9 protein-coding genes are annotated in these 12,655 nt (G+C 38.3%); 8 read left to right on the plus strand and 1 reads right to left on the minus strand.

Translation table 11 applies throughout. The features are described from left to right. Positions 1-35: 35 nt before the first annotated feature. Positions 36-1,490 (minus strand): response regulator transcription factor, encoded by a 1,455-nt coding sequence (locus tag AO843_RS12305; protein WP_054611393.1) that lies wholly within the window; start codon positions 1,488-1,490, stop codon positions 36-38. Positions 1,491-1,768: 278 nt separating this feature from the next. Between AO843_RS12305 and hutH the strand changes: the two genes are divergently transcribed. The 8 genes from hutH to AO843_RS12345 all read left to right on the plus strand — a co-directional run bounded on the left by hutH (position 1,769) and on the right by AO843_RS12345 (position 12,200). Then, positions 1,769-3,283, plus strand: a complete 1,515-nt coding sequence (gene hutH, locus AO843_RS12310) for a histidine ammonia-lyase (protein WP_054611394.1) — start codon at positions 1,769-1,771, stop codon at positions 3,281-3,283. A 175-nt stretch (positions 3,284-3,458) separates the two neighbouring features. Beyond that, positions 3,459-5,129, plus strand: coding sequence for a urocanate hydratase (gene hutU, locus AO843_RS12315; RefSeq protein ID WP_054611395.1), 1,671 nt, complete (start codon positions 3,459-3,461; stop codon positions 5,127-5,129). Next, positions 5,126-6,403 (plus strand): imidazolonepropionase, encoded by a 1,278-nt coding sequence (gene hutI / locus AO843_RS12320; RefSeq protein ID WP_054611396.1) that lies wholly within the window; start codon positions 5,126-5,128, stop codon positions 6,401-6,403. Before hutU ends, hutI begins: the two co-directional genes overlap by 4 nt. Positions 6,404-6,628: 225 nt before the next feature. Beyond that, complete coding sequence (locus AO843_RS12325) at positions 6,629-7,429, plus strand: NUDIX domain-containing protein (RefSeq protein ID WP_054611397.1); 801 nt, start codon at positions 6,629-6,631, stop codon at positions 7,427-7,429. 82 nt (positions 7,430-7,511) lie between these two features. Continuing rightward, positions 7,512-8,063: a cysteine hydrolase family protein gene (locus tag AO843_RS12330; RefSeq protein ID WP_054611398.1), complete on the plus strand. Its 552-nt coding sequence runs from the start codon at positions 7,512-7,514 to the stop codon at positions 8,061-8,063. Positions 8,064-8,086: 23 nt separating this feature from the next. Next, entirely contained in the window at positions 8,087-9,553 is a 1,467-nt protein-coding gene (locus AO843_RS12335; RefSeq protein ID WP_082389455.1) for a nicotinate phosphoribosyltransferase, read from the plus strand. Between the two features lie 22 nt (positions 9,554-9,575). Next, positions 9,576-10,190: a nicotinate-nucleotide adenylyltransferase gene (gene nadD / locus AO843_RS12340; protein WP_054611399.1), complete on the plus strand. Its 615-nt coding sequence runs from the start codon at positions 9,576-9,578 to the stop codon at positions 10,188-10,190. Positions 10,191-10,346: 156 nt separating this feature from the next. After that, on the plus strand, positions 10,347-12,200 hold the full coding sequence (locus AO843_RS12345; protein WP_054611400.1) for an SLC13 family permease: 1,854 nt from the start codon (positions 10,347-10,349) through the stop codon (positions 12,198-12,200). Positions 12,201-12,655 lie beyond the last annotated feature (455 nt).

The following is a 12,655-nucleotide window of genomic DNA, read 5'->3' on the forward strand; positions in this document are numbered from 1 at the left end:
AATTAACTAATTGAAAATTATTAAACTATTCTCTATTAGTTCTTTCGATATCGGTGTGGGGTCATACCGATATGTTGCTTAAACAGCTTAATAAAATAATTCGGGTCATCGAAACCGTTTAAATGAGCAATCTCACTAATTGCAAAATCTGTTTCGAGTAGCATTTTAATGGCATTTTGAATTCTAACTTGCTGTAAATATCGCTTAAATGGCAAGCCTTGTTTCTTCGAAAAAATTGTACTTAAATAATTGGGGCTGATGCCGAGCTTATGAGCAACAAAGGGAAGAGACAAGGAACTATCTTTAAATTGCTGATCAATAATTTCTAAAGCTAACTCAACATAATCGGCTCTTTTCTCCATACGGGCTTCCCGTGCTAATTCTATTAATCGCTGTGTGAAAGAAATAATGCCATTGAGAATCGTATAAAAAATAGGATGCTCAATAATTAAATGAAAAAGCTGGCGATAATTTTGTTCAATGACAGCTTTTTCATGTAATTTATATTTCAACATAAAGCGTCGAATTTGTGCTAAGACACTCGTCAGATGAATGCGTAGGTCATCTTGCTCGTAATATATGCCTTCATTAGAAAGTCGATATAAAAATGTTTTCACGGCTTCGAGGTTACCCTCCTCCAAACTGCTTATTAATAATTGTTGTTCTTCTGGCGTTAGTAAGGGATCGAAGGGCTGTGTTTCAAATTGTTTGCTGGCATAAAAAATATGGCCAAATCCTTCGTAAAAACTTTGATGGAGTGCGCGTTTTGTTAATGTATACATATTTTTAATGCTTGTAGCGGGTCCATCATATATCCCAATATTTAAAGAACTATTGCTAATCAAACGCCATTCTTTCATAAGTGTGCGTACATCCTTCTCCACCATTTTTATGTCTTGTGTTTGGAAAAGGCAGACGATTCTATTTGATAAAGGATAGGTTTTCATATGGAAGTGAATAGGTGTTTGTTGAAGCCAATTGTAAAGCTTGTTAAAGGTTTCGGTATGTTCAGGTTCAATCATTGTAAAGTGTATCCCAGTTTCAATAGAGTTAGATTTATTATCTAAAAATAAATGAGAATAAAAGGATTCATTTGCAGCCTCCTGCGTATAATCTGTGATTTGTGGTGAGCGCAGGGAAATAGCTGTAAGCTTTTGCTTTAATACTTCTAAATCAATGGGCTTCACAAACAAATGAGCTACCTGTAAATCAATGGCTTTCAATGCATTTTTAAATAATGGCTCTGTCGTCGTGGCTAAAATAGCACCGGAAAGTTTTTGTAGATCTCGATAAAGAGTAGTTAAGCGATTATTAGGGATTAAGTCGATATTTAACAGTACGGCATCAGGTTCAAATTGTTGAATGCTGTGAGGTACCTCTGAAATAATGGTGCACATTTCAATGAGGACATCACCCGGAAAATAGGTATGTAAAAACCACTTAATGCCTGCTAGTTCAGTGGGATCCCGATCGATTAATAACAGCTTCATAACATCTAACCTCGCTTAAAATATTCTAGTTTCGTATGAAAATACGATTATATTATTAAAAATAACATAGGAATCTGAAAAAAATCATGTTTTCTCTTTTAAAATTCTCTATATTCTGAAAAAAGTAGTTAGTACAATGTAAATAGAGTAATTGACCATCATTCAGCAGAAAACTCATTTGGAATGAAAACGCTTAAACGAAGTTGATTGCGGATGTTTTAGGTATTACGTCAAAATGAATTTTTACATAAGCCATAAAGGGAATAGGGGGATGTCATGTGAAGTCGATCATCGAGCTTGATGGCAATACATTAACAAGACAACAAATTGAGGAAATTGTTAAAGGGCATGCAACAGTTGCACTAGCTGCAGATAGTATAGAACGTATTCGTTTAAGTAGAGAGCGTATTGAAAAGCGTTTAGCAGAAGGGCAAACAATTTATGGTGTGAATACAGGGTTTGGCAAACTTAGCAATATAAAAATTGAGGAAGAAGATATTGAGCTATTACAACTGAATTTATTACGATCGGATGCTACGGGTGTTGGTCAGCCTTTTCCAACTGATGTTGTCCGTGCCATGATGGTTTTACGTGCTAATGCTTTAGCTCGAGGATTTTCAGGTATTTGTGAGGAAACTGTACAGCTATTACTGAATTTTATTAATAAAGGAGTTCACCCAATTGTCCCGTCACAGGGTTCGGTTGGAGCAAGTGGTGATTTAGCGCCATTATCGCACTTGGCTTTAGTGCTGGTGGGAGAAGGTAAGGCTGAATTTAATGGAGTAGTGATGAGCGGCAGTGAGGCACTACAGCAGGCAGGATTATCACCTGTTCGACTCCAAGCAAAAGAGGGGCTGGCACTTGTAAACGGTACACAAGCTATGACAGGTATCGGTGTCTTAACGGTTAATGAGGCTGAACGAATTGGGCTTGCGGCGGATATGGCTGCTAGTTTAACACTAGAAGCATTGAAAGGTATTACATCAGCGTTTGATCCTGCCCTTTTAGCAGTAAGGCCGCATCCAGAGTTGGAACTTGTTGGTGGTCGTATTCGTAAGTGGCTTGAGGGCAGCAAGCGAGTGACAAAGCAAGGAGAAATTCGTATGCAGGATGCTTATTCATTGCGCTGTATTCCACAAGTACATGGTGCTTCTTGGCAGTCATTCTTTTACGCAGAGAACCGAATACAAACAGAAATGAACGCTACAACCGATAACCCGATTGTTTTAGAAAGTGGTGAAGTATTATCAGGAGGCCATTTTCATGGTCAGCCAATTGCCTTAGCGATGGACTTTTTAAAAGTTGGTGTAAGCGAATGGGCTAATATTTCAGAACGTCGTACAGAACGAATGGTAAATCCGCAGTTAAATGAAGGGTTGCCACCATTTTTAGCGACAAACCCTGGAATTGAATGCGGACTGATGATTGCTCAATATACAGCAGCATCTATTGTCTCAGAAAACAAAGTGTTGGCGCATCCTTCCAGTGTAGATTCAATCCCTACATCAGGGAATCAGGAAGACCATGTGAGTATGGGGACAACTTCAGCTCGTCAAGTACGTCAGATTGTCCATAATGCTGCATTGGTTATAGCAATAGAAATGATTTGTGCTTCACAGGCTATTCATTTAGATAAAGCGGAAGAGCAATTATCACCAACCACACGGAAGTATTTAGAGAAAGTCCGTGAGTTCTGCCCGCCACTATTAGCAGATCAACCGATTGGAGACGAAATTGAGGCGTTGGCGAAATATTTATTAACAAGTGATGCTCTAGTAAAGGAGTATGTGTAATTTTTATTAAACAGCTTTCTGTTGTAAAGGCTGAGGCAAGGCTTGGTTTTCCGAGTCGCCTCTGCTTTGTGAGGGAGTATCTGCATCTAAGTCAGAATATTCAATTTTATTAAGAGTGGGTTGAATTTTTCATGCAACATTTCGCATTTTTATTATTTTAAAGGAGCGTGTTTTTATGGTATTTAAAACAGATATTCGTGCACCACGTGGAAATGAACTGACATGTAAGGGATGGACACAGGAAGCAGCAATGCGTATGCTGATGAACAATCTTGATCCTGAAGTAGCGGAGAATCCAGATGAGCTGATTGTTTATGGTGGCATAGGGAAGGCGGCTCGTAATTGGGAAAGCTATGAGCGAATTATTGCTTCTTTAAAAGAATTAGAGAATGATGAGACACTATTGATTCAATCTGGGAAGCCAGTAGCTGTATTTCGTACACATGAACATTCTCCACGTGTTTTAATTGCCAACTCCAACCTCGTACCTGCATGGGCTAATTGGGATCACTTCTATGAATTAGAAGATCGAGATTTAATGATGTATGGTCAAATGACTGCTGGTAGCTGGATTTATATAGGTGCACAAGGTATTTTACAAGGCACTTATTTATCATTTGTAGAAGCAGGGAAAAAAGTGTTCGGCACCGCAGATTTACGGGGTAAATTCATCCTAACAGGTGGTATGGGTGGTATGAGTGGTGCGCAGCCTTTAGCTGGGAAAATGGCAGGCGCTGTGATTCTAGTTGTAGAAGTAGATCGCGCCCGTATTGAACGTAAAATAAGAGAAGGTTATTGCGATTACATCGTGGAAACTGTGGATGAAGCGATTGCATTAGTCAATAAATTATGTGACCAGAAGGAGCCATCTTCGATTGGCCTTGTTGGTAACTGTGCAGACATCAATCGTGAACTGTTAGATCGAGGGATTATTCCAGACTTTGTAACAGATCAAACCTCTGCACATGACCCGATTAATGGCTATGTACCAAATGGCATGACATTTGAGGAAGCATTAGAACTTCGTAAATCAGATGTAAAAACATATGAGCGAAGAGCAAAAGAAACTATGGCAGAGCATGTTCGTACAATGCTAGAGTTCCAAGTGGCTGGAGCCGAAGTTTTTGATTATGGTAATAATATTCGCGCCTATGCGAAAGAGATGGGTGTAACAAATGCCTTTGATTTCCCAGGTTTTGTACCAGCTTATATTCGTCCATTGTTCTGTGAAGGGAAAGGGCCATTCCGCTGGGCAGCACTTTCAGGAGACCCTGAGGATATTTATAAAACTGATGCACTTGCAAAAGAGATGTTTGCAGAAGATGAAGGTCTTGTCAATTGGATCGATATGGCGCAAAAAATGGTTAAATGGCAAGGGTTACCTGCCCGTATTTGCTGGCTAGGCTATGGAGACCGTCATCGCTTTGCGTTAAAAGTAAATGAAATGGTAGCGAATGGTGAGTTATCAGCACCGATTGTCTTTGGTCGAGATCATCTCGATTCAGGTTCAGTGGCATCGCCAAATCGTGAAACAGAAGGAATGTTGGACGGTTCAGATGCAGTATCGGATTGGCCGATTTTAAATGCTCTTGTTAATACAGCGAGCGGTGCTAGCTGGGTAAGTGTCCATCATGGTGGCGGTGTAGGGATGGGCTATTCACAGCATGCAGGGCAAGTGTTAGTGGCAGACGGCACGAAGTTAGCGGCAGAGAAAATTGCTCGCGTGTTAATTTCGGATCCTGGAATGGGTGTTGCCCGCCACGCGGATGCAGGCTACGACATTGCTATTCAGACAGCTAAAAACAAAGGTGTGCATATACCAATGTTAAAGGGTGATGGAAAGTGACCATTTTAATCAAAAATGCCAATGAAGTGATTACATTAAAAAGTAATGTACAAGGACCACGCACGAAAGAGCAAATGCGAGAAATTGCGATAGTGGAGAATGGTAGTATCCTTATTGAGGGAGATCGTATTTTAGCTGTTGGGGCTTTTAAACAACTAGAAGTAGATTTCCCAGAACTAGTAAAGAAAGCTGATACGATTGATGCTTCTGGTAAGGTTGTTATGCCAGGTTTAGTGGACTGCCATACGCATCTAGTACATGGAGGAACGCGCGAACAAGAATTTAATATGCGACTTAATGGTTCTACCTACATGGAAATTATGAATGCGGGTGGTGGAATTCATGCCACAACAAAACGTACACGAGAAACTAGCTTTGATGATTTGTATGAAAAAACGATGCAGCACTTAGATGTGTTTTTAAAGCATGGTGTGACAACCGTTGAAGCAAAATCAGGCTACGGTTTGGATTGGGAAACGGAAAAGAAACAGCTTGAAGTAGCAAAAAAATTACAAGCAACACATGACATTGATGTCATTAGTACTTTTATGGGTGCGCATGCAGTACCGCGCGACTATAAGGGGCGTGAGGGTGAATTTGTGGATGTTGTCATTCATGATATGTTGCCTAAAGTTGTAGAGCTAGAACTGGCTGAATTTAATGATGTATTTTGTGAAAAAGGTGTCTTTACTCCAGAGCAATCTCAGCGCATTTTAGAGGCTGGGAAGGCCATCGGGTTAACACCGAAAATACATGCCGATGAAATCGAGCCTTATAATGGTGCTGAGCTTGCTGCGGAAGTAGGGGCCATTTCGGCAGAGCATTTGTTAGTTGCTTCTAATGAAGGTATTCAAAAAATGGCTGAAGCGGGTACAATTGCTGTATTGCTACCAGGGACAGCATTCTTTTTACGTGCACCGTTCGCTAGAGGTCGTCTAATGATTGATGAAGGAGTACCTGTAGCTATTTCAACAGACTTTAACCCAGGATCATCCCCGACAATGAGTCTACCATTTATTATGAATTTAGCTTGCATGCATATGGGCATGACATTGGAGGAAGTACTAACTGCAACGACGATTAATGCGGCATATGCGCTGAATCGAGGCGAACAAATAGGTTCCCTTGAAGCTGATAAAAAAGCTGATGTTATTATTCTAGATGTTGCTAACTACAAACAATTACAATACTTCTATGGCATGAACCATACAAATACAGTTATTAAAAATGGGCAAGTTGTTGTACAAAATGGAATTTTGCTGAAAGAACAATAAGTTATATGGGCATAAATAAGGCGTAGAAGCTTTGTTTATGCTTTTTTCTTGATTCAGTGGATGTCAGAGATTGAAGAGGAGCTTTTCGATCTTGCTTGAAAAAACTCACAGGGATGATTGATAAAGAGGTTGCAATTTATTCAATGACAGACTATAATTTAATTAAATAGTAATTAATGAATTACAAATTACTTAAACCTTGTGATGAATTGAAGGGGTTATATGATGACAAAATATCGTACCGAAGAAGAAGTGCTAGCACATTATGATTCTTCAAAATATAAAACGCCCGATGGATACACGGCTGATATTTCTGTTTTTACGATTACTTCAGAGAAAACAGAAGAAAAAGCACCACCAAAAATGAAGCTTAAAATTATGTTAATTAAGCGTGCTACTAAGGATGTTGAGGGCAATCCTAATATTGAAGGTGGGAAATGGGCACTTCCGGGTGGGTTTGTAGATGCGAATCAAAAGGAAACAGCCTATATCGCAGCTAAAAGAGAATTAAAAGAAGAAACAAATGTAGAGGGTCTACATGTTCAGCACTTTGGTGTTTACGATGAAATCGATCGAGATCCTCGCGGTTGGATGATTTCAAATGCATTCTATGCAATTGTACCTGAGAAGTATATTGAGCAACGACAAGCAAATGACGATGCCGAGGATGTAATGTTATTTGATATCGAAAATGTATTTACACTTCAGTTAGCCTTTGATCATCGTAGAATCATTACGGACGCGCTCGAATTTATTAAGAGAGATATGATACAAACAACAGTCGCTAAAAACTTTTTACCACAAGAGTTTACCTTATCTGAGTTACAACGGGTACTTCTGACAGTTGGAGAAGATCCCCGAATTGCTAACGATTCTGTATTCTTTACTAAAGCTCCTAAATTACCTTTTATCGAAAAAGTAGTGGATGAGGAAGGAAAACCGAAGAAAACAAAACGAAATTCGTTTAGGCCTTCACAATTGTATACATTTAATGATTTTGAAGTAGTAGAATCGATTTACCATTAGGAAAGATCCGTCTTTCCTGATTATTTTAAAGTAAAGTAATTTGTAATTTAAACATTACTAATTAAAAATGGAGTGATAAACAATGAAAAAGAGAGCATTAATTAATATTGATTACACAGTTGATTTTGTTGCAACAGATGGAGCTTTAACTTGTGGATTACCAGGACAACAACTTGAGCAGGCAAATGTAAATTTAACAAGGGAATTTATATCGAATGGTGAGTTTACAGTATTGGCTATAGATGTTCATGAGCAAGGTGATGTTTATCATCCTGAAACAAAACTATTTCCACCACATAATATTCGCCATACAAAAGGCAGGGATTTATATGGTGCCTTAAAAACATTGTACGAAGCTAATAAAGAGCAGGAACATGTCTATTTTCTAGATAAAACCCGCTACTCTGCCTTCGCAGGGACAGATTTAGAGTTAAAATTGCATGAAAGAGGAATTACAGAGCTTCATTTAATCGGAGTTTGTACAGATATCTGTGTTCTTCATACTGCAGTGGATGCTTATAATAAAGGGTTCGATATTGTCATTCATAAAAACGCTGTCGCATCTTTTAATCAAACAGGACATGAGTGGGCTTTAAGTCATTTCGAGCATACACTTGGTGCCACTGTTATTTGACATTAAAGAATGGAGGGAACAACTTGAAATATGCAGATGATAGCTTCATGTTACACACAGATTTATACCAAATAAATATGGTTCAGACTTATTGGAAAGACGGTGTTCATCAACGGAAGGCTGTTTTTGAGCTATATTTTAGAAAACTTCCATTTGGCAATGGTTATGCAATATTCGCTGGCTTAAAAAAAGTAATTGAGTTTATCAATAACTTTGGATTTTCTCAAAGTGATATTGAATATTTACGCGAAGAAGGGGAATATCCAGAGGAATTTCTTCAATATCTACAGCAACTTAAGTTTACAGGAACTATAAGTGGTATGAGGGAAGGAGAACTCGTTTTCGCCAATGAGCCTATCTTACGAATCGAAGCACCATTGGCAGAGGCTCAATTAATTGAAACGCCTTTGTTGAATATTGTGAATTACCAAACGTTGATCGCAACGAAAGCTTCGCGTATTAAAGAAGTGACAGGTGAGGATGTTGTGATGGAGTTTGGTACACGTCGTGCTCATGAATTTGATGCTGCTATTTGGGGAACCCGTGCTGCTTATATCGGTGGCTTTTCCGCAACAAGTAATGTACGTGCAGGAAAATTATTTGGTATTCCAGTATCAGGAACACATGCGCACGCTTTGATTCAAACCTACAGGGACGAATATATTGCGTTTAAAAAATATGCAGATGCACATAAAGACTGTGTATTCTTAGTGGATACTTATGATACGTTACGCTCAGGTGTTCCGAATGCCATCCGTGTAGCGAAGGAGTTGGGAGATCGAATTAATTTTATTGGTATCCGTTTAGATAGTGGTGATTTAGCCTATCTTTCAAAAGTGGCAAGGAAAATGCTAGATGACGCAGGTTTTACGGAAGCAAAAATTATGGCATCCAATGATTTAGACGAATATACTATTATGCATTTAAAGTCGCAAGGGGCACAAATTGATGCATGGGGAATTGGTACGAAGCTGATTACAGCCTATGATCAAGCAGCACTTGGTGGAGTATACAAGTTAGTCTCTATTGAAAATGAAAGTGGAGAAATGGTTGATACTATTAAAATTTCAGCAAATCCTGAAAAAGTAACAACTCCCGGGCGTAAACGTGTCTACCGTATTGTTAATAATGAGAATGGTCATGCTGAAGGTGACTATATCGCCCTTGATGAGGAAAACATCCAGAAAATAGAACGATTAAAAATGTTTCACCCTGTTCATACGTATATAAGTAAATTTGTTACGAACTTTACGGCGATAGAGTTACATGAAAGTATTGTAGAAAACGGGAAAGTTGTATTTGAGGAACCTACTATTCAAGAAACACAAACATATGCGAAGGAAAATTTAAAACTTTTATGGTGTGAGTACAAACGAACGATGAATCCAGAAGAGTATCCAGTTGATTTAAGTCGGGCTTGTTGGGATAACAAGATGGCCATCATTCAGGCCGTAAAAGAAAAAATTTCGAAGAAGATGAATAATAGATAGAAAATGACAGGAGGAAGATACGATGGCGAGAATAGGTATTTATGGTTCATCCTTTGATCCTATTACCAATGTCCATCTTTGGACTGCTAGTACGGTTGCGCACCGCTGTAAATTAGATAAGGTCATATTTTTACCCTGTTCGAATAAGCGAAAAGATAAAACTATCAAAACAGAGGATAGGCATCGGTGGAATATGCTACAGTTTGCAATTGCGAAGGACGATCGGTTTATTGCGGATTCCTATGAGATGGTTCAAGAGGGATGGAATATCTACACTTATGACACTATGAAATACTTTAGGGAAAAACACCCGGAAGATGAAATCTATTTTATTATGGGTGCAGATTTATTGGTAGACATTGGGGCCGGATTATGGAAGAAGGGTGACGCGTTAGTTGCTGAAAATAAATTCATTGTAATGGCAAGGCATGGGGTAGATATGTTATCAACAATTAGTCGCTCGCCAATCTTAAGAAATAATGATGATGGTAGATTTCATCTTATCGATAAGGGGTTAGCCATGGAAATTAGCTCTACTTATATTCGGGAAGAATTTGCAATGGGTGGAGAGCCAAGATATCTCTTGCCTAATGCTTGTTATGACTATATTAAAGAACATCATCTATATCAAAATTAAAAATAAGTGTGGTTGCGTACCACGCTTATTTTAATTTTGAAAAGATGGTGAATTTTATCATATATAGTCCTTCATAAGCTATAATAAAAATAGCAATGTTGACACCTCTTTACTGTCGATTCAATAATTTTGATGATTAATGTTAGAAAGGAATTCATGGATGTGCAACTTACATTAACATTTCTTATTTTAGGAGCAACAATTTTCGCATTTGTGACCAATCGAATCCGAGCAGATCTTGTAGCGATTGTGTCACTTCTGGCATTTATTATTACGGATATTCTAACGCCCGCAGAGGCATTAGCTGGATTTTCGAACTCTGTAGTTTTAATGATTGCAGGGCTTTTTGTTGTGGGTGCAGGAATTTTACGTACAGGTCTTGCCGGAATGGCAGGACAGCTATTACTTAAATGGTCGGGCAATAGTGAGTTGAAATTATTTGTATTATTGCTCATTATTGTAGGATCTGTCGGTGCCTTTATGAGTAATACGGGTACCGTGGCATTAATGATGCCAATAGTTGTGAGTATAGCGATTAGCATGAAAGTCAGCCCTTCTAAATTTCTATTACCACTCTCATACGTAGCCAGTCTATCCGGTCTTATGACATTGATTGCGTCTCCAACCAATTTAATTGTTAGTCAATTATTGGTTGATAGGGGATATAGCAAACTTGGATTTTTTGAAATAACGCCAATTGGTATCGTCGGTATGATTGCAGGAATAATCTATTTAGTGCTTGTACGCAATATTTTGTTGCCAAAGGATCAACACCGTGCTCAAACAAATGAAGGTTATAAACTCTCACCAAAGAAAATCATTAAGCAATATGATTTAAATAATCGACTATTTAAAATCTCTGTTCCAGAAGAATCACCGATTATTGAAACATCGTTAGCAGAGTTAAAGCTGCCAGCAAAGTACATGCTCTGTATGATGAAAATTCATCGCAAGTCACAAGAGGGCATTAATTTACTGCCAATGACTTATCAAGAAATGGCAGGTCCAACAAGTGTGATTCATGCTAAGGACGAGCTGTATGTGCAAGGAGAAGAAGAGGACGTTCGCCACTTTGTTGAGGATTACCATCTTGAGATGCAAGGGTTAGTAGAAGGAGAAGCTGATGAATTGGTTTCGAAACATCTTGGTATTGCAGAAGTATTACTTACACCAAACTCAAGCTTTATCAATGAGACGATCAGCTCGTTAGGCTTTAGAGAAAAATACAACCTAAATATTATTGGCATTAATCGAAAAGGTGGTTATAAACTCCAAGATATGGTTTCGCATAAGTTGAAATTTGGAGATGCTATTTTGGTGCAGGGTGCTTGGGATGAAATTCTTTTATTAGCAAGAGAGACTCAGGATGTCGTGGTTGTCGGTCAACCTAAGGAACACGCGAGTGTAGCAGCTGCCACAGGGAAAGCTGGTATTGCGGGTATTATTATGCTGTTTATGATCATGTTAATGGCATTCGAAATTTTCCCTGCTGTTATTTCAGTAATGATTGGTGCGGTTTTAATGATATTAACAGGTTGTTTACGGAACATGGAAGATGCGTATAGCAATATGAATTTTGAAAGTATAGTGCTAGTGGCTGCAATGCTACCAATGGCGACAGCGTTAGAAAAAACAGGAGGCATGGCTATATTATCCGATGGTATTATCAAAGCACTTGGTGATTATGGTCCCTATGGTGTACTCATAGGTGTTTATATTTTAACAGCTGTCTTTGGGCAATTTATTAGTAATACGGCAACGGCTGTATTGTTTGCACCGATAGCCATGAGTGCCGCAATAGCAATGGAGGTTAGTCCCACAACATTTATGATTGCAGTAGCAGTAGCGGCAAGCATGGCATTTGCCACACCAATTGCTTCCCCGACTAATGCGCTTGTAATGACAGCTGGGGGCTACAAATTTATGGATTTCGTAAGAATAGGGATTCCATTACAAATTGTTATGTTTATTGTCATGATGATAGCTATCCCATTCTTTTTCCCATTTTAAAACTCGGTTTAATGCCGAGTTTTTTTGTTCAGTTTTTTTCTGAAAAAATCTATTAAATTTTTATTGTAGAATATGATAAAATTATATTTTGAATAGCGGTATAACATTGACATAAAGGGTGAAAATATCATTTGTAGTCAAAAATATATTTTGATTATTAATATAGGAAGTAATACTACGTCGAGAAAAAAGTTAAACTTTTTTTAGGAAAAGTGTTGACCTTTTAAAATTAAGCGTGTAGTATTATACAAGTCGCCACGGTGACACGCTAAAACAAAGCAAAACATGAACCTTGAAAACTGAACAAGCAAAACGTAATCAATAAAGTTTTTAGTAGCTAGCCTCGCTAGTGAACAAAACAAAATTTTGGACATCAAAATTGATGCCAGCAAAACAATTTGAGCTTATCAAATTTCTTTTATGGAGAGTTTGATCCTGGCTCAGGACGAACGCTG

This window comes from Lysinibacillus sp. ZYM-1 (assembly GCF_001308875.1).
GTDB lineage: Bacteria > Bacillota > Bacilli > Bacillales_A > Planococcaceae > Lysinibacillus.